The following is a 26,171-nucleotide window of genomic DNA, read 5'->3' on the forward strand; positions in this document are numbered from 1 at the left end:
TGACCTCGGATCCGCGATTGTTCCATGGCCCGGGGCCGATGGGTCAAGCCTTCAGGTGCTTTGCCGCCAGCCGCTGCAAGGTGCTGAAGCCGCGGATCGTGCCCCGCACGCCGAGGGCCCGCTCGAAGACGGCATTGGAGAAGGTGGATTCGCTCTGCTTCACCTGACAGAGCCACCACACCTCGCGACCGGTCGTTCGAAAGGCGTCCACCGCCGTGGTGAGGGCCTGGAGCTTCATTTCCTGGGCCTCTGTGAGCGGCGCGGCGAGAAAGACCACGTTCAAGGCCTTGGCGGCGGACACCTCGACCTCGCGGAAGGGGCACCCCGCCACCAAGGCAGCCAATTCCGCCTCTCCGCGGAGCAGGACCGCCACCTCGTAGCCCAGAGCCGCCTTCAAACCCGCTTCGATGCGGCTGGAAAGGACCGCCTCGGTCTCCCGGCCCGTTTCGAAGATGAGGTTCCCACTCGCGATGAACGATTCCACACCCCGCAGCCCGAAGCCCGCGAACAGCTCCCGCAGCCGTTCCATGGTGACCGTATGGCCACCGACATTGATGGCGCGGAGGAAGGCAAAGGTCCGGCTCATGGCCGAGCCGCGGCCAGCGCCCGGTCCGCCAGCCGTCCCAGGTCCCCGCTGCCCTGGCTGTTGGCCAGGCTCTTGGCCAGGGCCACCAGCATGGCCTCCTGCACCGGAGGCGGCAGGTCGGGCGACAGGTCCGCGGCCGCCGCCACGGCGAACAGCTGGTGGGCGTGGTTGAAGGTGGGGTCGTCCTGGGCCGCGGCCTCGGCCAGGGCAGCCAGGGCGGCCTCCGCGCGGCCGCACCTCGCCAGCCCGCCGGCATGGGCCATGGCCAAGGCCGGCTCCACATCCAGCACCGCCTCCGTCAGGGCCGTGGCGTCTGGCGCACCGATCCTGGCGGCCTGCACCCGCTCCTCGGGCTCGTCCGTGGGGAAGAGGTTCACCAGGGCCGCGGCCTGGCACCAGATGCGGGGGTCTGCGGCGCGGGCGCGGGCCACACTAGCCAGGTAGACGAAGGTCCAGGCGGTCTTGCCCTCCAGGTCCCGGCGGGCATCCAGCTGCTTCTCGGAGGCGGCCAGCACCAGGGTCGCCAGCAGGTCCCCGCTCCCCTGGCCCGCCTTCAGCCGGGTAGTGAACCCGTCCAGGACGGCCACCAGGCCCAGGTCGCAGATCTCCCGCACCTGGGGCTCCCAGGCCGAGTGGTCGAGCCCCGCCGGGGTCCAAGGCACGGTTTCCCCCGTCTCTCCCAGCCGCTTGGCGGCCCGGCGGGCCCAGAAGGTGTCCTCGGGCGAAGCCGCCACCCAGGCCGCCAGGCCGAAGAGCTTCCGCCCCGTGGCCTTGGGCCGTTCCAACCGCTCGTGCAGGTCAGCGAGGTGGTCGCACACCACCGCCTTGTGCCCGACCGTGGCCATGTCGAGCTCCGTGAGCCTGCGAAGACGCTGGAAATCCACTGCTCCGGGCAGGTCGAACCCCTGGGCTTCGGCGTAGGCCAAACCAGGCCGCCGGGACTCGACGAAGGCCTCCAGGTTCCGCCACTGGCCGCTGCCCTTCGCCGCCACCACCTGGGCCAGGACCTGCGGCGAGCGGCGCCCTTCATGGGCGGCCATGTGCACCTGGGTGGCCAGGGCGCGATGGAAGCCCGCCTCGCTCAGCAGGGGCTGCAGGCGCAGCACCGCGCGCAGGCCGAGGATGCCGTGCGGCACATGAGGCAGGTAGGCCTCCCAGTCGATGCGGGGGACCAGCGTCTTCACCGCCTCGCGGAGCCCGTCACGCAGCCCGTCCGGCTCCGCCAGCTGGCTTGCGAAGGCCGCGAAGAACTGCTCCGTGGGCGCTTCCAGCTCCTGCAGCCAGCGGGGATCGACGGTCATGCGCCCTCCAGCGGCAGATTCCAGGCGGCGGCCACGAGCCGGGCCCAGTGGTGGTTCCAGGCTCGCTTCCACACGAGGCTCCCCTCCTTCATCTCGGAGGCTTCGAGCCGCTGGCGGAGGTCGGACTTCAGGGCCTCCACGGCCGAGCCCAGGGCAGCCTCGGCCAGGCCCAACAAGGCGGCGCGGGCCTCCCGCTCCCCGTCGTGATGCGCGAGGTAGCCCGCGGCTTCCGGCGAGGGCGCCGTGGCCCGCAGCCGCTGCCACGCTTCGAAGGCGGCCTTCGCGGCCGGATCGTCCTTCAGGGGCGCCTTCACCTGGGCCCAGCCCTTGCCGGCATCCAGCTCGGGGCCGGCCCGGACCACGGCCTCGCGCAGCTTCACGGCCTTGGCCACATCGCGATCCAGGTGCTTGAGGGCCACGAAGGTGCGCGGCTTCTCCCGCTTCTCGCGGCGATCGAAGAAGGCGTTGAGGGCCGCCACCACCAGGTCCATGGGGATGCCCCCGGCCTCCCAGGCCAGGACCTGCCGGTAGTCGTCGGTGCTGAGCAGGCCGGCGCGACCCCAGGCCCGGAAGGCCCACTCGCGCTCCAGCCAGTCCTTCTCCTCGCGGGTGTAGGGCATCAGGGCTTTTCCGGAACCAGCCAGGTGCCGTCCTTCAGATGCAGGGCCCCATTCTCCCAGGCCAGGACTTCCTCGGGGACGATCCTGGCCTTGGCAAAGCCCCGCAACCGGAAGGATCCGGAACCCAGGGATCGGCCCTTGCGATCCCAGACTTCCAGCTGCCAGAGCGTGCTCTGGTGGCCGCCGACCTTGAGGAAGAGCCCGTCCTTGGCCTCGGCGCACCACATGGCCTCGGGGGGGACGGAGGCCGGACGGGCGGGGACGCCCCGGCAGGCCATCAGGCCCACCGCGAGGAAGGTTGTCGTCACCAGGATCGTCCAGGGTCGCGTCATCCCGACATTCTACCGTCGACCCGCTAGACTGGTGATCGAGGGCAAGATGGTCCTGATCCGAGAACAGATCCGCTACAAGAGCCGCAAGGAGATCGAGAAGCTTCGCGAAGCCGGTCGCGTGGCCGCCAACGCCCTGCGCCTGGCCGCCCGGGCCGCCAAGCCCGGCGTGAGCCTCCTGGAGATCGACCGCGTGGCCGAGGCCTACATCCGCCAGCAGGGCGCCTCGCCCAGCTTCAAGGGCTACCACGGCTTCCCCGCCACCCTCTGCACCTCCGTGAACGACAAGGTGGTGCACGGCATCCCCTCCAAATATGTGCTCCAGGAGGGCGACATCATCGCCATCGACTGCGGCGCCAAGCTGGACGGCTATCACGGCGACACCTGCCTGACCGTGGGGGTCGGCCAGATCAGCGACGAGGCCCGGCGCCTCATCCAGACGGCCCAGTTGGCCATGTTCGTGGGCATCGAGCACTGCCGCCCCGGCGAGCGCCTGGGCGACATGGCCACCGCCGTGCAGACCTTCGCCGAGGAGCGCGGCTACTCCGTGGTGCGCGAGTACATCGGCCACGGCCTGGGCCGGGACCTCCACGAGGATCCCCAGGTGGTCTTCGCCGACCAGCGGCCGGGCACCGGCTTCCGCATGGAGCCGGGCATGACCATCACCATCGAGCCCATCCTCAACCTCGGCAGCCACCGGTGCCTGGTGGAGGCCGACGGCTGGACCGTGCGCACCCGCGACGGCCAGCTCTCTGCCCAGTTCGAGCACGACATCGCCATCACCAAGGATGGGCCGGACATCCTCTCGATCCCGGATCCTGAATTCGAGCTGGAAGACGGACTGTAGTCATCGGCTGTCAGTCATCAGCCATCAGCTATCAGTCCTTAGGCGCGGGGGCTCCACCCGCGCGCCTACGAAAGACGCGGACGCGGTCTTCGACTCACCCCTTCGCCCACCGCCGGATGGCTTCCGGCACCTCGAGCTGGGGCCCTTCGTAGTCCATCAGGCGAAGCACCTCGGCCATGGGGACGTTGCCGGCCTTCCCCCGGAAGAGGGCCTTCACCACGCCCACAGCGGCCAGGTCACCGCCACGCTTGAGGAAGCGCTGCTCCAGGAAGACCCACTTCTCGTCCCAGCCCAGGAGCCGCGTGTGCAGCTCGTAGGGTTCGAAGGGGGCGAGGCTGCGGCGGTAGCGCATGGTGATGCCCCCCACGAGGGGCTGCCAGCGGTTCCGCAGCATGGCCCGGCCCAGCTTCGTGCGGAAGCTGAGGTCGAAGCGGCCCAGATCCATGATGCTGAGGAAACGGCCGTTGTTCATGTGGATGTTCACATCCAGGTCGTTGGGCCACACGCGGAAGCGCAGGATCGAGGTGCCCATCGGGTCCAGGGCCGGCCGGAACCCGAGGGTGAGGAACTTCCAGAGGGTGCGGAAGAAGAGGACCATCCGACCAGCCTAGCGGAGCGATGCGCTACCTTGGAGTCATGGCTCTCGCGATCCAGGCCCCCGCCAAGCTCAACCGCTTCCTCGCCGTCCTGGGTCGGCGCGCGGACGGGTTCCACGAGCTGGAGCTGGTCACCACCGTGCTGGAAGGAGTGGCGGACCTGACGGACACGCTGACGGGCGAGCCGGCTCCGGCGCTGACGCTCGACATCAGCGGCCCCACGGGTGAAGGACTGACGGCCGACGGATCCAACCTGGTGATCAAGGCCTGGCGCCTGCTGGAGGCAGAAGCGAAGCGTCCCCTGCCTGCGGCCCTGCGCCTGGAGAAGCGCATCCCCCATGGCGGGGGCCTCGGCGGCGGCAGCAGCGATGCGGCGGCCGCCCTGCGCCTGGGCAACCGGATGTTCGATCTGGCACTGGGCGATGACCAGCTGCTGGGCATGGCGGCCCGCCTGGGCAGCGATGTGCCCCTGTTCCTCCTGGGCGGGACCGTGCTGGGCCTGGGCCGCGGCGAGCGGGTGTTCCCGCTGCGGCCGGTCCCCCTGGAACCCATCCTGCTGGTCCACCCGGGCCTGCACGTGAGCACGCCCAGCGTGTACCGGGCCCTCCAGGACGTGGGCTACCCCTTTCCCGAGGCCCTGGCCTCCCAGCCCGAAGGCGCGGCCCCGCCCTGGCGCAACGACCTCACGGGCGCAGCCCTGTGGGTGTGCCCCCCCCTGGCCGAGGTGCGCGACGCCCTGCGCGACACCGGCGGCGACCCCCTGCTCTGCGGCTCCGGCAGCTGCTGGGCCGCCCGGTATGCCACCGCCCGGGCCCGGGACGAAGCTGCCGCGCAGATCGCCAGCCACCGGCCGGACTGGGGCGTCTGGCGGGCCTGAGCGCCCAGAGGCACCGGAGTAGGATGACCCGGTCCCACCCGGATGGAGGGCAGATGGCGGCACCCACCGAAGGCCGGTCCCCGCGGGTCCTGGTGATCCTGGGGCATCCCCGCGTGGACAGCTTCTGCGACGCGCTGGCCTCGGCCTATGCCGAGAGCGCCCGGGCCGCGGGTCTGGCGGTCGCGCGCCTCGACCTTGCACACCTGGCCTTCGATCCCCACGTGCGGCTGCCCTCGCCCCGGGACCAGGCCCTGGAGCCGGACCTGGTCAAGGCCCAGGCGCTGATCCGCTGGGCCGACCACCTGGTCTTCGTCTACCCCGCCTGGTGGGGCACCCTGCCCGCCCTGCTCAAGGGCTTCCTCGATCGCGTGCTCACCCCCGGCTTCGCCTTCGCGGCCGACGAGGAAGATCCCGCCTCCTGGACGAAGCTGCTGAAGGGCCGGTCGGCGCACCTGCTGGTCACCATGGACACGCCGCCCTGGGTGTACCGGCTGGTCTACCGCCAACCCGGCCACCAGGCCATGCGACGCGCCACGCTGGGTTTCTGCGGGGTCGCGCCCACCTTCATCTCCACCTTCGGCCCCGTGAAGCCCGCTACGGCCGAGGCACGGGCCCGGTGGCTGGATCGGACGCGGGCGGAAGCCTCCCGCCTTCCGGACCGCCTTCGGCGCCATCGCCTCCGCGCCCGCACCAGTGCCTGGCTGCGGCTGCTCCGCCTGCAGTTCTACCCCATGGCATGGGTGGCATACACCATCGGCGCGCTGGCGGCCTGGCGCCATGGCGGGACCTTCTCGACACCGATCTACTGGTTGGGCTATCTGGGCCTCTTCCTGATGGAGGCGCTCACCGTGGTCAGCAACGAGTGGTTCGATCAGGGCACCGACCGCCTCAACCGGAACGCCGGCCCCTTCAATGGCGGCAGCCGGGTGCTGGTGGAGGCGGAACTCGCCCCCAGCAGCGTGCAGGGGGTGATGCTCGGCCTCGCGCTGCTCCTGGGCCTGACCCTGGCGGCCCTGGTCGCCCTGCCCCGCGCTGGGGGGCCCGGCCCCCTGGTCATGCTCGCCCTGGCGGTCCTTGCGGTGGGCTACACCGCACCCCCTCTGAAATTCAGCTACCGCGGCCTCGGCGAACTCGATGTGGGTCTCACGCACAGCTTCGCGGCGATCCTCTGCGGCGGCCTCCTCCAGTCTGGAGGGTGGCACGACCCCTACCCGTGGCTCATCGGAGTCCCCCTCTTCTTCGCCACCCTTGCCGCCATCACCCTGTCGGCCCTGCCCGATCACGAGGCCGACCGGGCCGTGTCCAAGCAGACGCTGGCAGTCCTCCTGGGCCGCCGGGGCGCCGCCTGGGCCGCCCTGGGCTTCACGGTGGCGGCGGCCGTGTCCGGTGTGGTCTGGCAGCAGGTAGGGCTCTTCGGCGGAATCAGCGGATGGGCCGTCTTCCTGGCCATCCCCCATGGGTTCCTGCTGGCCCGGGCCATCCGGAAGTACCTGCGCCGGGGCGCTCCCTGCGAACGGGTCAACGGCCTCATGCTCCTGGCCCTGACCTACCTGCTGTGGTTCGGCCTCATCCCCCTGGCGCACCTGTCCTGAGCACCTCCCTGTGCCCACAGAGATCGAACCCGGGCATGATGGTCATTCCAGAGGTATCCATGTCCGATCCAGCCCTCCGCATCCGCGGCCTGCGCAAAGCCTTCCCCAAGGTGGTCGCCGTGGACGGGGTGGACCTGGAAGTGGCCCGGGGCGAGGTCTTCGGCCTGCTGGGGCCCAACGGGGCTGGCAAGACCACCACGCTGGAGATCATCGAGGGCCTGACCGAGGCCGACGGCGGCGACATCGAGATCCTGGGCCTGACCTGGGCGAAGCAGGGGCAGGAGATCCGCGCCCGAATCGGCGTCCAGCTCCAGAGCACGAGCCTCTTCAACAAGATCACGCCCCGGGAATCCCTCGACCTCTACGGCAGCTACTACCCGAAGCGGCGGAGCACGGAGGACCTGCTGGACCTGGTGCAGCTCCAGGAGAAGGCCGACGCCTACCACATCACCCTCAGCGGCGGGCAGCAGCAGCGGCTGGCCCTGGCGTTGGCCCTGGTCAACGATCCCGAACTGGTCTTCCTCGATGAGCCCACCACGGGTCTCGATCCCCAGGCCCGGCGCAGCCTCTGGGACGTGGTGCGCCGCATGAAGAGCGAAGGCCGGACCGTCATGCTCACCACCCACTACATGGACGAGGCGGAGGCCCTCTGCGACCGGCTGGCCATCATGGACCACGGGAAGGTCATCGCCACCGGCACCCCGGCCTCGCTCATCGCGGAGCTGGCCATCCCCAGCGTGGTGGAGCTGACGTTTGACGGCGCGGCGCCGGATCCGGCCGCCTTCTCCGCACGCCTGGACCAGCCCGTGGAGTGCCGCGCGGACCTCTGGGAGATCCCCACGCCCGATCCCAAGGCGCTCCTCCCGCGGCTCCTGGAAGCCGCCGAGGCTGCGGCGGTGCCCTTCCAGCAGGTGCACATCCGCCGGGCCACCCTCGAGGATGTGTTCCTGCACCGCACCGGGCGCAGCCTGAGGGAGTGACGATGATGCTCTGGCGGCAGTTCGTGATGGAATGGCGGCTCTACAGCCGCGACCGCGTGGCCATGTTCTGGACCTTCGCCTTCCCCGTGATCCTCCTGATGGGATTCGGGACGATCTTCCGGGACGGTGGCGGTCCCAAGCTCTCCCTCGTGCGGGTGCAGGCCCCGGTACCCAGTGCGCGGGACACGGCCCTGGACCAGGCCCTGACGGACCTGCAGCTCAAGGTCCAGACCCTGCCGAAGGCCGAGGCCGAGGCCCGCTGGGCCCGGGGCGAGACCGCGGCCCAGCTGGAAACGGAGGGCACGGGCTACCGCCTCCGCCTGAACAGCTACCTCATGGCCCAGGCGGGAGCGACCGCCGGGCTGGTGAACCAGGCCTGGCTGGTAGCCCAGGCGCGCTTGAACGGGGAGCCCGAACCGCAGCGGATCCCCATCCAGGTGGAGAGCCCCGGGCACAAGCACTCCACCAACTACGCATCCTTCCTGCTGCCGGGTCTGCTGGGCCTGAACCTCGTCAGCATGGGCCTCTTCAGCGTGGGCATGGTGAACGTGTCCTACCGGGAAAAGGGCAAGTTCCGCCGCCTGGCCGTGACACCCCTCCCCAAGTGGATCTTCCTGTTGGGCCAGGTGCTGCACCGTCTCACGGTCACCGTGATCCAGGCCGGCATCCTGCTGCTGGTGGGCCGCCTGGCCTTCGGCATCCAGAACCAGGGCTCCTTCCTGGACCTGCTGCTCATCATGACCCTGGGCACCGGCTGCTTCATGGCGTTCGGCTTCGCCCTCAGCGGCTTCGCGGAGACCTCCGAGGGCTACGCCGCCATCTCGAACCTGGTGTTCTTCCCGCTGATGATGCTCAGCGGCGTCTACTTCACCCTGGATTCGGCGCCGGCCTGGCTCCAGCACGCCGTGGCCGTGATGCCCCTGGCCCCGTTCCTGCGGGCCCTGCGGGCCGTGTTCAACGATGGGGGCACCCTGGCGGGACATGGGGTGGGGTTGGCCATCGTGGCCGCCTGGGGTTGCGCGGCCTTCGCCCTGGCGGTCCGCCGGTTCCGCTGGGCCTGATTTCATTCGGTACTTGTGCGGACGGGGGTGCTGACCCGATAACGGATTCATGCATCCACCCAGGGAACCTGAGAACCCGGCCGAGGCCCTGGTGATGGTGCGTCACTACCTGAGCGCGACCTACCGCATCGCCCAGGCCGCCCTCGGAGCCACGGACCTCCAGGAGCTGTACGGCCGGGTCCACGCCATCGTCCGCGATCTCATGCCGGCGGAGAACCTCTACTTCGCCCTCTGGGACCGGGAGTCGGGAACGGTCTCCTTCCCCTACTTCGTGGATGCCTCGGACCCCGTCCCGCCGCCCCGGACCCTCCGCCTCGGATTGACGGAATATGTGCTCCGCACGGAGCGCCCCCTGCTCCTGGATGGGGAGATCCTGCACAGCCTGGAAGCGGCGGGCGAGGTCGAGCCCCTCGGAACGGACACCCTGGACTGGCTGGGGGTTCCGCTCATCGGAGCCCGGGGCGTGTTCGGCGTCCTGGCCATCCAGATCTACGAGGGCGACCGGCACTACACGCCCGAAGAGCGGGATCTGCTCGTCTTCGTGTCGGGCCAGGTGGCCATGGCCATCGAGCGCCGGACCGCCGGGGACGCCCTCCGGCTCAGCGAAGAGAAGTTCTCGAAGGTCTTCCAGTCCAGCCCGGACGCCATCAACCTCACCCGCCCGGACGGGACCCTCGTGGACGTCAATGAGGCCTTCAGCCGCATGAGCGGCTGGACCCGCGCTGAAGCCCTGGGGCGCACCACCCTCGAACTGGGGATCTGGGCCGATCTGGCGGACCGGGACCGGGCCCTGGACCTGATCCGGCGGGAGGGCAGCTTCAACGATCTGGAGGCCTCCTTCCGGATGAAGGACGGCAGCCTCCGGACCGGGGTCCTCTCCGGAACCATCATCCAGGTCGACGGACAGCCCTGTATGTTGTCCATCACCCGGGACGTCACGGAGCGCAAGGCCGTGGAGGCGGCCCTGCGGCGCAGCGAGGACAAGTTCTCCCGGGCCTTCCACGCCACACCGGACGCCATCAACCTGACCCGCCTGGCGGACGGCACCTACCTGGACGTGAGCGACGGCTTCACCCGCCTCACCGGGTGGACCCGGGAGGAGGTCCTGGGGCGTTCCGCCCTTGAACTGGGGCTCTGGGCCAGCCCCGAGGACCGGACCCGGGCCGTCCAGCTGATCCAGGACCACGGAGAATACATCGGCCTGGAAGCCAGTTTCCGCCGCAAGGACGGCAGCGTTCTCACCGGCCTCATGTCCGGGAAGGTGATGGAGGTGGATGGGGCCCCCTGCCTCCTCACCATCACCCGGGACATCACCGATCGCAAGATCGCCGAACAGACCCTGCGCTCCACCGAGCGGCGTCTCAGGACTGTCCTCGCCTATTCGCAGGCCATCATCTATCAGCTGGACCGGGAGGGTCGCTTCACCTTGTCCGAGGGGTTGGGGCTCACCCGGATCGGCCTGCGCCCGGGGGAGATCGTGGGGCGTTCCGTGTTCGACGGCCGGGGATGGGACCCGCTCGTGCTGACCCAGGTCCGCCAGGCCCTGCAGGGGCAGCCCTCCCGCGAGACCGTCCGCTTCCGGGACCGGGTCTTCGAGAACCTGCTCACCCCGGTCTTCGACGATCAGGGCCGCATCGAATCCATCATCGGCATCGCCACGGACATCACCGACCGCCGAGCGGCGGAGGAGGCCCTCCGCCAGTCCCAGAAGCTGGAGAGCCTCGGCGTCCTGGCGGGCGGCATCGCCCATGACTTCAACAACCTGCTCACCGTGGTGCTGGGGAACCTGAACCTCGCCCAGCTCAAGCTCGAGGACACCTCGCCGGCCCGCCCCTACCTCGCGAACATGGAAGCCACCGTCCTGCGCGCCACGGAGCTGACCAAGCAGATGCTGGCCTATTCGGGACGGGGCCACTTCCAGGTGAAGCCCCACGACCTCAATGCCGTGGTCCGGGACCTCACGCACCTGCTGGAAGTCACCATCTCAAAGAAGATCCGCCTGCAGCTGGACCTGGAGCCGGACCTTCCAGCCATCCAGGCGGACGGGGCCCAGTTCCAGCAGGTGGTCATGAACCTGGTCACCAATGCCTCCGACGCCATCGGGGATCAGGAAGGCACCATCCACCTCAGCACCTCCTTCCAGGATCTCGACGCCTCCACCCTCCGGCGCGAATACCACCTCGAGACCCCCAAGCCGGGCCGCCATGTGGTCCTCGAGGTGGAGGACACGGGCTGCGGCATGACGGCCGAGGTGATGGAGCGCATCTTCGATCCCTTCTTCACCACCAAGGCCACCGGCCGCGGTCTGGGCCTCTCGGCCATGCTGGGCATCCTCCGGGGTCACGGGGCCGGACTGAACATCACCAGCCAGGTCGGGCGGGGCAGCCGCTTCCGGCTCTGCTTCCCCGCCCTGGATGAAGCCATCTTCCAGGAGCTGCGGAACGAACCGGTCCCCAGCCCGGTGCCCTCCCACGGGCTCGTGCTGCTGGTGGACGATGAGGACCAGATCCTCGAGGCCACCGGGCTGGCCCTCGCGGCCCTCGGCTTCCGGGTGGTGGCCGCCCGGGACGGCCTCGAGGGCCTGGACCGGTTCCGAGAGCACCAGCAGGAACTCAGGCTGGTGATCATGGACCTCACCATGCCGCGCATGGACGGCCGCGAGGCCTTCCGGGCCATGCGGAGCCTCGACCCGGCCGTCCCCGTGGTGCTCAGCAGCGGGTTCACGGAGCAGGATTCCCTCCAGACCCTTCCAGACGGCGGGCCGGCTGGTTTCCTCCAGAAACCCTACCAGCTCAAAGAACTGAAGACCGTGATCCAGAGAGCCCTGGGAAGTTGAGACGCATCCCAAGCTAAACTGGTCGGCTGGAGAACCTCATGCCGTCTTCCAAGCGCGCCAGACTGGCCATCTTTCTCACCGTGTTCGTCGACCTGCTGGGCTTCGGCATCGTCATCCCCATCCTGCCCCTCTACGCCAAGGAGATCGCGGATCACCCGAGCGCCTGGATGGAGAGCGTCAACCACCTTCTGGGCCTGGGCGGAACCGGCACCACACCGGGGGCCTTCTGGGCCGGGGTGGGCTTCCTCAGCTTCAGCCTCATGCAGTTCATCGCGTCGCCCATCCTGGGCCGCACCTCGGACAAGATCGGCCGCAAGCCGGTGCTGTGGATGAGTCTGGTGGGCTCGGCGATCGGCTACCTCATGCTGGCCCTCACCAGCCGCTTCGAGTGGATGCTCGCCGCCCGGATCCTGGATGGCATCACCGGCGGCAACATCTCCGTGGCCCAGGCGGCCATGGCGGACAGCTCGGCCCCGGAGGAGCGCTCCAAGGCCATGGGCATGATCGGCGCGGCCTTCGGCCTGGGCTTCGTACTGGGCCCGGCCATGGCCGGCATCCTCAGTGGCAGCGCCTTCGGCCACCACCTCCTCCAGACCCGCGGCTGGCACCTGCCCTTCTTCGTGGCGGCGGGCCTCTCCCTGGCCGCCTCCCTCCTGGTGGCCCTGTGGGTCCCGGAAACCCTCGACAAGGCCGCACAGGCCCGGTCCCGCGAAACCCGCGGCCACGCCCTGGTGAAGGCCTTCAAGCGACCGGGCATGCCCCAGCTCCTGGTCGTGTCCCTGCTGGCCATGGCCGGCTTCTCGATGATGGAAGGGACCTTCGCCCTGCTGGTCCATGCCCGCTTCGACTTCCACCAGCGCGAAGTCGGCTACCTCTTCGCCGGCATCGGCATCCTCATGGTGATCTACCAGGGCGGCCTCGTCCGGGTGGTGTCCAAGCGCATCCCCGAGCGGTGGGCCCTCATCACAGGGTTGCTCCTCCTGGGCATCACCCTGCCGCTCATGCCCATGGCCGCCTGGATGTGGCCCTTCGTGCTGCTGTTCATCCCCCTCTCCTGGGGCAGCGGCATGAGCAACACCGCCGGCTCGGCCCTCGCCAGCCAGCTGACCCCGCCGGAGGACCAGGGCAGCCTCTTCGGCGTGCTGAACGCCATGACCGGCCTGGGGCGCATCATCGGCCCCGCCGTGGGCACCTTCGCCTTTGCGCGCTGGGGCGGCCAGGCCTCGTACACCGTGGCCGGCCTGACCCTGGGCCTGGCCTTCCTCCTCGCCCTCACCCTCTCCCGCAAGGTGCCTGCATGATCCGCCTCGATGGACAGTCCCTCACCGCCCCCCTGCTCGCTCGCATCGCCGCCGGCGAAGGCGTCGCTCTGGACGAAGGCGCCCTCGCGCTCGTGGCCGAGAACCGGGCCGTGGTGGACCGCATCGTGGCCGAGGGCCGCACGGTCTACGGCATCAACACCGGCTTCGGCCAGTTCGCGACGGTGGTGATCCCCCCCGATCAACTCCAGCAGCTCCAGCTCAACCTGGTGCGGAGCCACGCCGCCGGTGTGGGCGACCCCCTGCCCAAGGATCAGACCCGAGCCCTCATGGCCGCCCGCATCAATTGCCTGCTCAAGGGCCACAGTGGCATCCGGCCCGAGCCCATCCGTCTGCTGGCGGAGTGCCTGAACCGCGACATCGTTCCCGTCGTGCCCAGCCAGGGCAGCGTGGGCGCCAGCGGCGATCTGGCCCCCCTCGCCCACATGGCCCTGCTCCTGGTGGGCGAAGGACTGGCATGGTCCGCCGCAGGGCCCATTCCCGGTCGCCAGGCCCTGGCCCAGGCGGACCTGAAGCCCGTGACCCTCCAGGCCAAGGAGGGGCTCGCCCTCATCAACGGGACCCAGCTCATCACGGCCCTCGGCAACCTGGCGGCGGAGAAGTTCACCCGCCTGGCTGCGCTGGCGGACGAGATCGCCGGCCTCAGCCTGGAGGCCCTGCGCGGCACCCGCTCCGCCTTCGACCCGCGCATCCACGCTGCGCGGCCCCACCCCGGCCAGATCGCGGTGGCCGAGCGCATGCGAGGAATCCTGGGTGCCTCGAGCGAGATCTCGGAAAGCCACAAGGACTGCCACCGCGTCCAGGACGCCTACAGCCTGCGCTGCATCCCCCAGGTACATGGCGTCACCCGCGATGCGCTCCATTTCGCCAGCGCCATCCTCGAGCGGGAACTCAACAGTGCCACGGATAATCCGATGATCTTTACAGACACCCAGGAGTCCCGTTCCGGTGGCAACTTCCATGGCCAGTATCCCGCCTTCGCCTGTGACGTGCTCGCCATCGCGGCGGCCGACCTGGCCAGCATCTCCGAGCGCCGGCAGGAGCGCCTGGTGAACCCCGCCTACAGCGACCTCCCGGCCTTCCTCACCCAGAACGGCGGCCTCGAATCCGGGTTCATGATGGCCCACGTCACCTCTGCGGCCCTGGTGAGCGAAATGAAGGGCCTGGCCCATCCCGCCTGCGTGGACACCATCCCCACCAGCGCCGGCAAGGAGGACCACGTGAGCATGGGACCCATCGCCGCGCGGAAACTGCTGCGCGCCGTGGACGCCCTTGAGCAGGTGCTGGCCATCGAGGCCCGCATGGCCCTCGAAGGGCTCCGCATCATCGGGCTGGCTCCCGCCCAGGGCCTCCAGCCCCTGGTCCACCGCCTCGCCACGGCCTGCGCGCCCTGGACCGACCGCGTGATGTGCCAGGAGATCAGCGCCACCCTCGACGCCCTCCATGCCCATCAGGAAGCCCACGCATGAACCCTGGCACCCCCTGGCGACCTGCCTGCGAATCGGCCCTGCGGCGTTTTTCGGACGCTGACGCCATCCGGTTCTGGGGCATCGGCCACGAGGTGGATGGGGTGTACCAGCCCATCTTCAACTACCGCTTCGAGCACACCTACGCCGCCGTGCTCCTGGCCCGCTGGCTGGCCCCCCTGGCAGGCGCGGACCCCGAGGTGGTCGAGTGCGCGGCGTGGCTGCACGACGTGGCCAAGCGCCTGAAGGATCCCCAGGCCAAGGACACCCACGCCCAGGACGCCTCGGCCCAGGTGGAGGAGATCCTGGCGGGCACCGACTTCCCGGCGGAGAAGATCCCCGCAGTGCGCCACGCCATCGAGCATCACGTGGGGCTGAAGCTCACAAAGCGCCTGGAGCCCCTTGAGACAGCCTGCCTCTGGGACTGCGACAAGCTCAGCAAGATCGGCGCGGCCAGCCTCATCCACTTCGGCTGCATCAGCGGCGCCTTCCAGCCCATCACCACGGAGGAGATCCTGCGCCGCGGCGAGGCCTGGCTGGACCTGGCCCGGGGCATCACCGCCAGCTTCAACACCGAGATCGCCCGGGCGGAGGGGCAGCGGCGCCTGGCCTTCCTGGAGGCCCACTACGCCCAGCTGCGCCGGGAATGGTCCGACCCCATGAAGGCGACTCCGGCATGAACGATTTCCTGCGACTCGCCCAGACCCTGGTCATGGCCCTCAAGGCCCTCCAGATGTATACCGCGGCCCACCCGAGGGCGAAGGACGCCGTGGCCGCCGCCCATGGCGCCCTGGAGCAGTGGCTGGCGGAGAGCAGCCACCTCCAGTTCGTGGTGACCAGTGGCAAGGCCTTCGCCGACGGCGCCGTCCAGGACGGGCGCAATTCCCATGTCGCGGCGCTGGTCCGCCTGGTGTCCGAGCGGAACGTCAGCGGATTCGTCTTCGAGCGCGGGGTGACGGAAGACGAGTGCCTCGCGTTCCTCCAGGCCCTGTCGCTCAAGCCCCAGAACCTGGAGGAGCGCGGCGGCATCGAGTTCATCCTCCAGGCTGCGGATGTGAAGCACATCAAGGTGTCCCAGGTCCGCTACCAGGCGGTCCAGCCCGGCGGGGAGGACCAGGCGGACCACGCCGCTCCCGCCAGCCTGCTGACCCCGCCCCAGGACCCTCTGGTCAAGGCCATCCGCGATGCACTTCTGGCGGCCTTGTCCGGTCATCCCGGCCCCCCGGGCCCCGGCGAGCGCCGCGGCCTCGGCTTCCTGCGGGGCTTCCAGGGCGCCGACCTGGGCGGCCTCGGGCCCCTCGGGCACGAGCTCGGCCTGCAGGACACCATGCCCTCGCCCGCCCAGCTCGGCACCCTCCGGCAGGTCCTCATGGGCCTGGAGCCGGATGTGCAGCTGAGCCTGCTCGGAGGCCTGGCGACCCTTCCGGACCACCCCGCCGGCCTGGCGCTGGGCGTGAAGTCCCTGGCGGGGGAGATCCTCTCGGTGGCCGTCGCCTCCGCCCTGGCCCTGGGCGCCACCTGGCCGCAGCTCCAGAGCCCCCTCGAGCAGATCCTCCGCCCCCTGCCGGACCGGGACGCCCTGGTCCACACCCTCGTGCTCCACCTCCGCCGCTCCGGCCTGGACGCCAGCCAGGCCGAGGCCCTGCTCCGGTTGACGGACTGGGACGCCCTCAGCCTCGAGGCGAAGCTGGTGAAGGTTCTGGAGGAGGGCTACCTCTTCGAACTGACCTTGGCCCAGCGCCTGGCCTTCCTCCGGGAGCTCCTGGACCACCGCCGCTTCGACGCCTTCCTCCGGGTGCAGGATCTCCTGCTGGAGGCCCTGCGGGACGACCGGATGCAGGACCGTCTCAAGGCGGCCCAGACCCTGGCGGGAGTGGCCAACTGGGCCATGGAGCCGGGCCTGCCTCCGGGCGGCGAGGGTCCCCTGGCCGAGGCCCTGCGCGCCCACTTCGCGTGGGAACCCGAACCACCGGTCCATCGCTGGACCACCGAGGCCCTGGATCCACTGCTCGCCGCCCTGATCCTGCGGGGCGAGCTGAGCCAGGGCATCTCCGACCTGCGGGAACTCGAGGGGCTGTGCACCTTCCTCGGGGAGCCCCAGCCCTGGCGCATGGAGGCCCTGGGCCAGCTGCGCGCCGCGCTGACCCGGCCCGACCTGATGGACGCCGCCGCCACGCACATCCTGGGCGTGGACCGGCACCTGCTGGCCGCCGAAGTGCACCCCTATCTGGAATACCTCGGGGCGCCCATGGCCCGCCACCTGGTGGCCCGCCTCGGTGCGGAGGATGACCGGACCCGTCGCGGCCGCCTGGTGGAAGCGCTGCGCAGCCTCGGGCCGCTGTCGATCCCGCCCCTGCTGGAAGCGCTGGCCTCGCCAGCCTGGTTCCTGGTGCGGAACGCCCTGACCCTGCTGGCCGACCTGGGGGACGCCGGCTGCCTGCCCGCCATCGCGCCCCTCCTCCGTCACCCAGAGCCCAGGGTGCGCCGGACCGCGGTCCGGGCCCTCTGGAAGCTGGGCGGCCCCTCCGCGGAGCCGCACCTGCTTGCCCGCCTGAAGGATACGGATTCCGAGACCCTCCAGGAGATCCTCTTCGCCCTGGGGCAGCTCCGCTCCGAAAGCAGCGTCGCCCCCGTCGCCGAGCTCGCCCAGGACAAGCGCGTCCAGGAGCGGCTCAGGGTCCAGGCCATCGATACGTTGGGCCACATCGCCTCGCCCCGGAGCCTGCCGGTCCTGGCCGAGCTGCTGCGCCGGAAAGGCCTGTTCGGGGCCACCGAGCCGCAAGCCGTCCGCCTATCGGCCGCACGTGCCCTGGCGGCCCAGGGTCTCCCCGAAGCGCGGGAGGCCCTCCAGCGGGTGATCGATGCCGAACCCAGGGGCGAAGATCGCGAGGCCTTCCTGCGGTTCCAGGGCCGGCCGACATGACTCCGTGACGAAGGTCACAAAGCGTGTGAAAATAGGGGCCTTTGCGGAGCCTCCATGTCCCTGGTCCACCTTGATCCCGGCAAGCAGGCGCCCGAAATCGTCAATGCCATCATCGAGATCCCCACGGGCTCCCGCATCAAGTACGAGATCGACCACCACACGGGTCTGGTCCATGTGGACCGGGTGCTGTTCTCCCCCTTCCACTACCCCGCCGAGTACGGCTTCATCCCCGGCACCCTGGCCGAGGACGGGGATCCCGCGGACGTCCTCGTGCTCATCAACGGGTCCACCTACCCCGGCGTGGTGATCCGCGCCAGGCCCATCGCCCTCCTGCGAATGCGGGACGACAAGGGACTGGACTCGAAGATCCTGGCCGTCGCCACGGACGATCCCACCTACGCCCACGTGACCTCCCGCAGCGATCTGCCCCCGCACTTCCTCCTGGAAGTGGAGCACTTCTTCCTCACCTACAAGGACCTTGAGCGCAAGAGCGTGTCGAGCGACGGCTGGGGTGGCAAGGACGAAGCCCATGCCTTCGTCCGGTCCTCCATCGAGGCCTACAACCGGCAGAAGAAGTAGCGGGAGATGGCCGCGCCGGAGGCCCCGGGCCTCGTCTGCTTCGACCTGGACGGGACCCTGGTGGATCCCCTGCTGGGGGTGCGGAACTGTCTCCGGAAGACCTGCAAGACCTTCGGGCTGGCCCTGCCGGAGGAGGCCACGATCCGCAGCTGGATCGGGTTCGGCATGCGCGAGTCGCTCGCCACCCTCGAGGGTCTGGAGGATCCGGAGCGCCTGGAGGCGGCGCTGGACTTCTACTGGGAGCGCTACCGGGAGGACGGGGTGTTCGAGCACGAGCTGTACCCGGGCGTCTTCCACCTGCTGCACCGGCTCAAGCGCCAGGGGCACCGCATCTACATCGTGTCCGCCAAGCCCGGCCTTTTCGCCCGGCGCATCGCCTACCAGTTCGACCTCAACCTCATCTTCGACGACATCTTCGGCAGCACCCTCAAGGGCCGCTGGCAACCCAAGACCGAAGTCGTGGCGGGCCTGGTCCGGCAGGGCACGCTCTGGCCTGGAGGGGTGTTCATCGGCGACCGGGGCGTGGACATGGAGGCCGCCCGGGATCACGGCTTGGAGGCCATCGGCGTGGGCTGGGGCTACGGCAACCACGCGGAGCTTGAACAGGCCGGGGCGGAGCGCATCTTCGACACGGTCCCGGAACTCGACGCCTGGCTCCGCGACCGCTTCCCGCAGCCCGAAGTGTTCGACGCCTTCAGCCGTTCGGAGTAGCCCAGCGCGTACCTTTGGGCACCTGGGGCTTGAAAGCGGCAGGCCCCGGCGGGGCGGGCGTCTTCGGATCCAGGAGCTCCAGCCGCTGGCGCGCGCCGGTGGGATCGGTCCACTCGAGGCTGTGGAGGAGGCCTTTTCGGCCGGTGGCCTTGAGCGCGGGAACATCGGGGGCCCTGGGAATCAGCTTCACCGCATCATTCCCGAGCGCCTCGACCCGGTAGAGGGCCTCGATCCGCGAAGGATCCAGCAGGATCCCCAGCAGGGGGAAGTCGCGCACGGCCCGGGCCAGCTCCACCTGCTGGGCAGTGCGGGTATCCGGATCGTACTGCACGAGGTGGCGGCCGTCGGCCGTCACGGTCAGCCCCGAATCGTAGGTCACCTTCAGCTTCCCGCCCCGGGCCAGCAGCAGGTTCCCTTCCCGGGCCATCTTGCCGAACACGGCGCTGTCGCTTTCCTGGCGGAAGCGGCTGGCCAGGGCGGGCACCCGGGGAAACGCGGTCCACCAGGCTGGCAGAGCCGCCGGCAGCGGCGCCGCCGCCAGGGCCAGGAGACAGAGTCCGCGGAAGCTGCGCACCTCAGCTCCGCTTCAGCTCGACGCTGAGCTTGGCGGTGCCGCCCTTGGCCGGGGCCGGGCGATGGATCTGCCCCTCGGCCACCACCACCCCCTGGTGGCGCAGCTGCACGACCACCTCGACCTCCTGGCCTTCCAGGCCGGCAGGCACTTCGAGCCGCAGCACGGAGGGCGCGCCCTGGCGTCCGACGTGGGTCAGCTCGTCCAGCAGAGAGCTGATGGCGTCCTTGGGATCCGCGCTCCTGGGCCGGGGCACGGGGCGCTTGCCTTCCAGTTTCAGGGAGGTCAGGGCCGCCAGGGGATCGGCCTTCACCGCCGACTTGGACGCCGTGGGCGGCTCCGCAGCGGGGGGTTCCCAGGGCGCCGGCGCCTCCGGTTGGAGCGACGGCTCGTCCGGGTGGGGCTCTTCGGCCTGGAAGGCCGAGAACGCCTCGGCGTCAAAGGGCCCTACGCCCTCCTCCATGAGGAAGGAGAGGGTCTCGTCTTCCAGGGGCGGCTCCGGCAGGTGGGGCGCCTCGATGAAGATGCCCGTGTCGTCGTCCAGATCCGGCAGAGGGGCGCCTCCCGAGGCCTGGACCGAGCCTTCCATGTCGAGCAGGTCGGTGACCGAGGGCAGGTCCGACAAGGTGAGGGCCCCGCCCTCGGAGGGCGGGTGGGCACTGGCGGCGGTCGGGCTGGGGGCGGCGGGACCGGGGGCCGCCGGCGATTCGCCGAGCACATGGGTCTTGATGTGGGACAGGGCGAGCCGGGTGATGCCGCGCAGGGTCTCGAAGACGCCGGTGCCATCCGAGGCGACGGACTGGAAGCTGGGGACGCCCCGGGGGTTGAAGGCCAGTTCGAGTTCCTCGACGGGAACCACATGCTTCAAGTCCCGCTTGTTCCACTGGAAGACCACGGGGATGTCCTGCAGGTTCAGCCCCAGTTCCCGCATGTTCTCGTCGAGGTTGAGCCAGCTCTCCCGGCAGGCCTCCAGCATGGGCACCTGGCTGTCCACCACGAACACGATGCCGTCCACACCCTTGAGCACGAGCTTGCGGGTGCTGTTGTAGAACACCTGCCCCGGCACCGTGTAGAGCTGGAGCTTGGTCCTGAACCCGCCCACCATGCCCACGTCCATGGGCAGCAGGTCGAAGAAGAGGGTGCGGTCCGTCTCGGTATTGAGGCTCACCATCTCGCCCCGGGCCTTCTGGCTCGTCTTGCCGTAGATGGTGTTGAGGTTGGTGGTCTTCCCGCACAGACCGGGCCCGTAGTAGACGATTTTCGCCGTCATCTGCCGGGTGGCGTGGTTGAAGAACACCATTCTTGAACCTCTTGGGAAGAAAAAGTTTAGCCCGGAAATCCTTCCGGGCTCAATGCAATTGCGGGTTTTCCCCGGTCTGGGTGCGGCTGGGACTCAGAGTGCCGAACAAAACCCCGAGGAGGCCGCGAAAAAGCCGGTGGGGATTTTGTCAGGCACGCTCAGGGCAGAGCCTTCAGGAGGGCGAGGACCTGCTGGTCGTGGTCCTTGGTGCGGACATCCCGGATGATCTTGCGGATGACTCCCTGCCGGTCGATGAGCACGGTGGTCCGCTTGGCGATCCCGATGAGGGGCATCTTCACCCCGTAGGCCTCGATGATGTGCTTGTCCGGATCCGCCAGGATGCTGAAGGGCAGGTGGAACTTCTCCGCAAACGCCTTGTGGCTCTGAGTCGTATCGGCACTCACGCCGAGGATCACCGCCCCGGCCGCCTGGATCGCCGCGAAGCCGTCCCGGAGGCTGCAGGCCTCGGCGGTGCACCCCGGCGTATCGTCCTTGGGATAGAAATACAGCACCACCGTAGATTTCCCCTGCAGATCCGCCAGCCGGATCAGGGCGCCGTGCTGATCGCGGGCCTCGAAGGCCGGGGCCTTCATGCCTTCCGCGATCTCGCCGGCCGAGGCCAGGCCGAGGCTAGCGAAAAGTCCCATTGCCACCCTCCATCTCCGGTCCATGGTCGCCTCCCGAGGGGTGGGAGTGTGGCACCATCGGCAGGAACTGGAAACAGAAACGGAGCAGAAGGTGTTGGACCACGCGGCGCGCATCGCCCTCATCCCCGGTGACGGAGCTGGACCCGAGGTCATGGCGGAGGCTGTGCCGCTGCTGGATTGGGCCCGGGCCCGGGGCCGCCGCCTGGAGGTCGAGCGCCTGCCCTACGGGGCGGACCACTACCTGGCCACGGGAGAGACTCTGCCTGAGGCCGCCTATGCGGCGCTGCGCGACGGCTGCGACGCCATCCTCTTCGGGGCCGTGGGCGATCCGCGGGTTCCAGACGGCCGTCATGCCGAGGAGATCCTGTTGCGCCTGCGCCAGGGTCTGGAGCTGATGGTGAACTTCCGGCCCTGCCGGCCTCTGCCGGGGCTGCAGAGAGAAGGGCTCTGGCTTGAGGTCTACCGCGAGAACACGGAAGGGGCGTACTGCCTGCAGGGCTCCACGGAACCCGGCCGCGCGGTGGACCTGGCCGTGCATACCGAGCCGGCCGTGCGCCGCCTGCTGGAAGCCGCCTTCGCCCGCGCCCGCGCCCGGAGCTGCCCCCTGACCCTGGCGCACAAGGCCAATGTGCTGAAGCACGGCCACGGGCTCTGGGTCCGGGTGTTCCAGGAACTCTGCGCCGCGCACCCGGGCGTGACCGCACGCGGCATGCACGCGGATGCCCTGCTCTGCGCGCTGGTGCAGGATCCATCTCCCTTCGGCGTGATCGCCGCCGACAACTACCTCGGTGACCTCATCAGCGATCTCACGGCCGCCTTCGCCGGCGGCATGGGCACGGCGCCCTCCCTGAGCTGGGCCCCCCATCGGCCCTTCCGCTGTGCGGTCCTGGCGGAGCCGGTGCACGGCTCTGCGCCGGACATTGCCGGGAAGGGCCTGGCCAACCCCGTGGGCATGATCCTCAGCACGGCCCTGCTCTTCCGGCACCTGGGCTGGGAATCCGAAGCCTTGGCCGTGGAGGCAGCGGTCGCGGCCGCAATGGCCAGCGGCGCCCGCACTCGCGATCTGGGCGGTTCCCTGAGTACCTCCGACATGGGGACGGCCATCCGCGGCCACCTGCCAGGCTGATCAACCTGGAGGCGCAACCTCGAAAGACACGGGCCGCCCTTCACCGCCCTCGGCGGTTCCGGATTCGCCCCGTCAACAGCTGCGCATGACGCCGACGAGGACCCCCTGGATGTCGATGTTCTGGGGCGCGTAGCAGCGGGGCTGAAGCTCCGGGTTGTGGGGGACGAGCCATACGCCCCGGGCGTCGCGCCGGAACTCCTTGAGGGTGACCTCCTCCTGGTCGATGAGGGCCACCACGCGATCGCCGTTCCGATACTCGCCCTTGCGCTGCAGCACCACCAGGTCGCCATCAAGGATGGCATCGTCGACCATGGAATCGCCCCGGACGCGCAGCACGAAGAGCTCGTCCCGCTGCCGGTGGATGCTGTTGGGCACCTCGATGGGCAGGGCCCTGCTCTCGGGCAGGATGGGTGAGCCGGCGGCCACATCCCCGCAGAAGGGGAAGATCCGCACGGGGCTGAGGGGTTCGCCGCGTTCCGGCCTGGGGGCCGGTTCCTCCAGCGCCGGGCCCGCCGCCACCACGAGGTTGTTCCCCTTGCCGTGGCTGCGGACGAGGAAGCCCTTGTCCATGAGGTGCTGGACATGCTTGTGGATGGTGGACACGGCACTGGAACCCACACCCTTGGCGATTTCGGCCAGGGTGGGGCTTCGCCCCTCGTCCTGCACGAAGGTGCGGATAAACTTCAGGACCGCCTGCTGGCGCTTGGTGAGATCGCTGGCTTTCATGGTCTTCAAGGTAAGAGCCGATCCACAGGTCGTCAATCCCTTTTTTTTCGCTTTATTTCAGACCGACCCGGGCATGCGTTCCAACACCTTTCCTGGATGCCCCTGTTGGCCTCTGTCATACTGACGGATGCCTTGGCGAGCCTAGTATTTACGCCCTCTTCGTCGCCATTGCCCCGATGCGAAAGGAGTCCCATGACTGCCGCCCTTGCCGCCCCCTCGCCTGTCGGAGGAGCGAAAACCCGGATCAATGATTTTTCCATCCAGGTGGCCACGGTCAACGGATCGGGTTCCCAGACGGCCAACACGGTTCTGTTGCGCGCCATCTTCCAGATGGGCGTGTTCGTCAGCGGCAAGAACCTCTTCCCCTCGAACATCGCGGGACTGCCCACCTGGTTCACCATCCGCGCCAGCGCCCAGGGCTACGTGGCCCGCAAGGCCAGCAACGAGATGCTGATCCTCATGAACCCCGAGACGGCCAAGGAGGACATCGCCAAGGCCGACCCCGGCGCGCTCGTGATCTACGATGAGCCGCTGCAGCTCGACAAGCTGCGCAGCGACCTCGCCTACACCCCGGTGCCCTTCCAGAAGCTGGTGACCGCCTCCTGCCCCGAGCCCAAGCTGCACAAGCTGGTGAAGAACATGATCTATGTCGGCGTGGCCGCACGCCTGCTCGGCATCGACATGGAGGAGGTCAAGAAGGCCATCGCCAAGCAGCTCAAGGGCAAGACCAAGGCCATCGAGCTCAACCAGACGGCCTGCATGGCCGGCTATGACTGGGCCATGGAGAACCTGGAGGACCAGGACCACATCAAGGTCGTGCGCGACGACAAGACCCAGGGCCTCATCATCATCGACGGCAACGAGGCCTGCGCCCTGGGCGCCCTCTTCGCCGGCGTCACCGTGGTGGGCTGGTATCCCATCACCCCGGCCTCCAGCCTGGTCGAGACCTTCATCGAATACGCGGAGGAGTACCGCAAGGACCCCAAGACCGGCAAGTCCACCGTCGCCATCGTGCAGATGGAGGACGAGCTGGCTTCCGCGGGCGTGGTGCTCTCCGCCGGCTGGGCCGGCGCCCGCTCCATGACCTCCACCGCGGGCCCGGGCATCTCGCTGATGAGCGAGTTCATCGGCCTGGGCTACTACGTGGAGGCGCCCGGCGTCTTCTTCAATGTCGCCCGCACGGGCCCCAGCACCGGCCTCCCCACCCGCACCCAGCAGTCCGACGTGGAGCTCTGCGCCAAGTGCAGCCACGGCGACACCCTGCACGTGAACCTCTACCCCGGGAACATGGAGGAGTGCTTCCAGTTCGCCTACGATGCCTTCGACCTGGCCGAGCGCTTCCAGACGCCCATCTTCGTCGTCACCGATCTGGACCTGGGCATGCAGAACTGGGCCTCCAAGCCCTTCGCCTATCCCGCCAAGCCCTATGACCGCGGCAAGGTGCTCAACCAGCAGCAGCTGGCCGACATGAAGGACTGGGGCCGCTACAAGGACGTGGATGGCGACGGCATCTGCTACCGCAGCCTGCCCGGCACCCCCGGCGGCAAGGGCTCGTACTTCACCCGCGGCTCCGGCCACAACGCCTACGCCCAGTATTCCGAAAAGCCCGAGGACTACCTCGAGGTGATGAACCGCCTGAGGAAGAAATACGAGACGGCCAAGGCCCACGTGCCCGGCCCCGTGTTCCGCAACCTGGGCTCGGACAAGGGGGTCCTGGCCTTCGGCTCCAGCGATCCCGCCGTCGTCGAGGCCCAGGACCTCCTCGCGGCCCAGGGCCTCAAGACCGACTACCTGCGCCTCCGCGCACTCCCCTTCACCGCCGAGGTCGATGCCTACGTGAAGGAGAAGCAGGTGGTCTACGTGGTCGAACAGAACCGCGATGGCCAGATGGCCAACCTCTTCCGCGAGACCTACCCCGAGCACGCCACCAAGTTCAAGAGCGTCCTGCATTTCGACGGCTACGCCATCGACGCCAAGAGCATCGTGGACCAGATCACCGCCTTCGAGCAGAAGTAAGAGGAGCCGACCATGACCACCACGACTTCTGCCACCCCTGCGCCCGCCGCCCCCACCAACAAGCTCGGCTTCACCAAGCAGGACTACGTGGGCTCCAAGTCCACCCTCTGCGCCGGCTGCGGCCATGACGCCATCACTGCCCAGCTCATCAACGCCGCCTTCGAATCCAACCTCGAAGGCCACCGCGTCACCAAGTATTCCGGCATCGGCTGCTCGTCCAAGACGCCCGCCTACTTCATCAACCAGGGCTGGGGCTTCAACAGCGTCCACGGCCGCATGCCCTCCATCGCCACCGGCGCCTCCCTGGCCAACCGGACCCTCATCAACATCGGCGTCTCCGGCGATGGCGATTCCATGTCCATCGGCATGGGCCAGTTCGTGCATGCCGTCCGGCGCAACGTCCCGATGATCTACATCATCGAGGACAACGGCGTCTACGGCCTCACCAAGGGGCAGTTCTCCGCCACCGCCGACAAGGGCTCCCACCTGAAGTCCGGCGCGGTGAACGATTTCCCGCCCATCGATCCCTGCACGCTGGCCATCGAGCTGGGCTGCGGTTTCGTCGCCCGCAGTTTCTCCGGCAACCCCAAGCAGCTGAACGCCATCCTCAAGGCCGCCTTCGCCTACCAGGGCACCGTGGTCATCGATGTCATCAGCCCCTGTGTCACTTTCAACAACCACGATGCCTCGACCCGTTCCTACAAGCATGTGAAGGATCACGACTTCCCCCTCCACGACCTGGGCTTCATCCAGTACTCCGAGGTGGAGCAGGTCGACATCCCGGCCGGCGAGACGGAAGTCGTCACCTTCCCCGACGGCTCCAAGGTCGCCATCAAGGCCATCCACGAGGGCTATGAGCCCACGGACCGCTTCGGCGCCATGAAGGCCATCCACGAGTCCATGGCCAAGGGCGAATTCCTCACCGGACTGCTCTACATCAACCCCACCCAGCCCCCCCTGCCCGAGGTCCTGAACCTGGTGGACGAACCTCTGACCACTCTGGGCGAGGACCTGCTCAAGCCCAGCCCCGCCGAGCTGGACAAGATCATGCAGGCATTGATGTAATTTTTTTCGCAGCCCCTGCCAACGGCCGCCCCATCGGGCGGCCGTTGTTCTGCAAGGCCAAGCATTGACGCGGACCTCAGGCCGGGTAGACTGGAGA

General features: G+C 69.1%; 23 protein-coding genes and 1 pseudogene. 15 read left to right on the plus strand and 9 right to left on the minus strand.

Going from position 1 to position 26,171, the window contains the following annotated elements; translation table 11 throughout:
* Nucleotides 1-43: 43 nt before the first annotated feature.
* Genes MLE43_RS03985 through MLE43_RS04000 form a run of 4 tightly spaced genes read right to left on the minus strand, consistent with a single transcriptional unit; the run spans nt 44 to nt 2,839 of the window.
* The gene (locus MLE43_RS03985; protein WP_243302176.1) at nt 44-586 is read right to left on the minus strand and encodes a DUF1697 domain-containing protein; all 543 of its coding nucleotides are present in this window, start codon (nt 584-586) and stop codon (nt 44-46) included.
* The gene (locus MLE43_RS03990; protein ID WP_243302177.1) at nt 583-1,887 is read right to left on the minus strand and encodes a hypothetical protein; all 1,305 of its coding nucleotides are present in this window, start codon (nt 1,885-1,887) and stop codon (nt 583-585) included. The genes MLE43_RS03985 and MLE43_RS03990 overlap by 4 nt, the downstream gene beginning before the upstream one ends.
* Nucleotides 1,884-2,507, minus strand: coding sequence for a hypothetical protein (locus MLE43_RS03995; protein WP_243302178.1), 624 nt, complete (start codon nt 2,505-2,507; stop codon nt 1,884-1,886). Before MLE43_RS03995 ends, MLE43_RS03990 begins: the two co-directional genes overlap by 4 nt.
* Nucleotides 2,507-2,839, minus strand: coding sequence for a hypothetical protein (locus MLE43_RS04000; protein WP_243302179.1), 333 nt, complete (start codon nt 2,837-2,839; stop codon nt 2,507-2,509). The genes MLE43_RS03995 and MLE43_RS04000 overlap by 1 nt, the downstream gene beginning before the upstream one ends.
* A gap of 46 nt (nt 2,840-2,885) precedes the next feature.
* Here MLE43_RS04000 and map point away from each other — a divergent pair, with 46 nt between their 5' ends.
* Nucleotides 2,886-3,683 carry a type I methionyl aminopeptidase gene (gene map, locus MLE43_RS04005; RefSeq protein ID WP_243302180.1) on the plus strand — a complete coding sequence of 266 codons (798 nt, stop codon included), beginning with the start codon at nt 2,886-2,888 and terminating at the stop codon, nt 3,681-3,683.
* A gap of 94 nt (nt 3,684-3,777) precedes the next feature.
* On the opposite strand, the gene MLE43_RS04010 is transcribed toward map, so the two are convergent.
* On the minus strand, nt 3,778-4,281 hold the full coding sequence (locus tag MLE43_RS04010) for a thioesterase family protein (protein WP_243302181.1): 504 nt from the start codon (nt 4,279-4,281) through the stop codon (nt 3,778-3,780).
* 38 nt (nt 4,282-4,319) lie between these two features.
* On the opposite strand from MLE43_RS04010, the gene ispE reads away from it, so the two are divergent.
* The 11 genes from ispE to MLE43_RS04070 are packed head-to-tail and all read left to right on the plus strand — an operon-like array spanning nt 4,320 to nt 18,623.
* Entirely contained in the window at nt 4,320-5,156 is an 837-nt protein-coding gene (gene ispE / locus MLE43_RS04015) for a 4-(cytidine 5'-diphospho)-2-C-methyl-D-erythritol kinase (protein ID WP_243302182.1), read from the plus strand.
* 53 nt (nt 5,157-5,209) lie between these two features.
* Complete coding sequence (locus MLE43_RS04020) at nt 5,210-6,748, plus strand: NAD(P)H-dependent oxidoreductase (RefSeq protein ID WP_243302183.1); 1,539 nt, start codon at nt 5,210-5,212, stop codon at nt 6,746-6,748.
* 59 nt (nt 6,749-6,807) lie between these two features.
* The gene (locus MLE43_RS04025; RefSeq protein WP_243302184.1) at nt 6,808-7,728 is read left to right on the plus strand and encodes an ABC transporter ATP-binding protein; all 921 of its coding nucleotides are present in this window, start codon (nt 6,808-6,810) and stop codon (nt 7,726-7,728) included.
* A 2-nt stretch (nt 7,729-7,730) separates the two neighbouring features.
* Nucleotides 7,731-8,789: an ABC transporter permease gene (locus MLE43_RS04030; RefSeq protein WP_243302185.1), complete on the plus strand. Its 1,059-nt coding sequence runs from the start codon at nt 7,731-7,733 to the stop codon at nt 8,787-8,789.
* Between the two features lie 49 nt (nt 8,790-8,838).
* Nucleotides 8,839-11,625 (plus strand): hybrid sensor histidine kinase/response regulator, encoded by a 2,787-nt coding sequence (locus tag MLE43_RS04035; protein ID WP_243302186.1) that lies wholly within the window; start codon nt 8,839-8,841, stop codon nt 11,623-11,625.
* 38 nt (nt 11,626-11,663) lie between these two features.
* On the plus strand, nt 11,664-12,926 hold the full coding sequence (locus tag MLE43_RS04040) for an MFS transporter (RefSeq protein WP_243302187.1): 1,263 nt from the start codon (nt 11,664-11,666) through the stop codon (nt 12,924-12,926).
* Nucleotides 12,923-14,413, plus strand: a complete 1,491-nt coding sequence (hutH, locus tag MLE43_RS04045) for a histidine ammonia-lyase (RefSeq protein ID WP_243302188.1) — start codon at nt 12,923-12,925, stop codon at nt 14,411-14,413. Before MLE43_RS04040 ends, hutH begins: the two co-directional genes overlap by 4 nt.
* The gene (locus tag MLE43_RS04050) at nt 14,410-15,090 is read left to right on the plus strand and encodes an HD domain-containing protein (protein WP_243302189.1); all 681 of its coding nucleotides are present in this window, start codon (nt 14,410-14,412) and stop codon (nt 15,088-15,090) included. The genes hutH and MLE43_RS04050 overlap by 4 nt, the downstream gene beginning before the upstream one ends.
* Entirely contained in the window at nt 15,087-17,333 is a 2,247-nt protein-coding gene (locus tag MLE43_RS14765; RefSeq protein WP_275976003.1) for a HEAT repeat domain-containing protein, read from the plus strand. The genes MLE43_RS04050 and MLE43_RS14765 overlap by 4 nt, the downstream gene beginning before the upstream one ends.
* A gap of 54 nt (nt 17,334-17,387) precedes the next feature.
* A complete protein-coding gene (locus MLE43_RS04065; RefSeq protein ID WP_243302190.1) occupies nt 17,388-17,912 on the plus strand; it encodes an inorganic diphosphatase in 525 nt (174 codons plus the stop codon).
* A 6-nt stretch (nt 17,913-17,918) separates the two neighbouring features.
* Nucleotides 17,919-18,623: an HAD hydrolase-like protein gene (locus MLE43_RS04070; RefSeq protein ID WP_243302191.1), complete on the plus strand. Its 705-nt coding sequence runs from the start codon at nt 17,919-17,921 to the stop codon at nt 18,621-18,623.
* Here MLE43_RS04070 and MLE43_RS04075 read toward each other — a convergent pair.
* The 3 genes and pseudogenes from MLE43_RS04075 to MLE43_RS04085 all read right to left on the minus strand — a co-directional run bounded on the left by MLE43_RS04075 (nt 18,607) and on the right by MLE43_RS04085 (nt 21,141).
* Nucleotides 18,607-19,197 (minus strand): LolA family protein, encoded by a 591-nt coding sequence (locus MLE43_RS04075; protein ID WP_243302192.1) that lies wholly within the window; start codon nt 19,195-19,197, stop codon nt 18,607-18,609. The genes MLE43_RS04070 and MLE43_RS04075 overlap by 17 nt on opposite strands.
* Nucleotides 19,198-19,918: 721 nt before the next feature.
* Nucleotides 19,919-20,494, minus strand: a pseudogene (locus tag MLE43_RS15045) (GTP-binding protein); the annotation flags it as partial.
* 158 nt (nt 20,495-20,652) lie between these two features.
* Complete coding sequence (locus MLE43_RS04085; protein ID WP_243302194.1) at nt 20,653-21,141, minus strand: peroxiredoxin; 489 nt, start codon at nt 21,139-21,141, stop codon at nt 20,653-20,655.
* 91 nt (nt 21,142-21,232) lie between these two features.
* Here MLE43_RS04085 and MLE43_RS04090 point away from each other — a divergent pair, with 91 nt between their 5' ends.
* A complete protein-coding gene (locus MLE43_RS04090) occupies nt 21,233-22,267 on the plus strand; it encodes an isocitrate/isopropylmalate dehydrogenase family protein (protein WP_243302195.1) in 1,035 nt (344 codons plus the stop codon).
* 72 nt (nt 22,268-22,339) lie between these two features.
* Here the strand turns inward: MLE43_RS04090 and lexA are convergent, their stop codons facing one another.
* Nucleotides 22,340-22,993: a transcriptional repressor LexA gene (gene lexA, locus MLE43_RS04095; protein WP_243302196.1), complete on the minus strand. Its 654-nt coding sequence runs from the start codon at nt 22,991-22,993 to the stop codon at nt 22,340-22,342.
* 192 nt (nt 22,994-23,185) lie between these two features.
* Between lexA and MLE43_RS04100 the strand changes: the two genes are divergently transcribed.
* Both MLE43_RS04100 and MLE43_RS04105 read left to right on the plus strand, forming a co-directional pair.
* Complete coding sequence (locus MLE43_RS04100; protein ID WP_243302197.1) at nt 23,186-25,009, plus strand: 2-oxoacid:acceptor oxidoreductase subunit alpha; 1,824 nt, start codon at nt 23,186-23,188, stop codon at nt 25,007-25,009.
* Between the two features lie 12 nt (nt 25,010-25,021).
* A complete protein-coding gene (locus tag MLE43_RS04105) occupies nt 25,022-26,074 on the plus strand; it encodes a 2-oxoacid:ferredoxin oxidoreductase subunit beta (protein WP_243302198.1) in 1,053 nt (350 codons plus the stop codon).
* Nucleotides 26,075-26,171: the final 97 nt, after the last annotated feature.

Source organism: Geothrix oryzisoli, assembly GCF_022808865.1.
Classification (GTDB): domain Bacteria; phylum Acidobacteriota; class Holophagae; order Holophagales; family Holophagaceae; genus Geothrix; species Geothrix oryzisoli.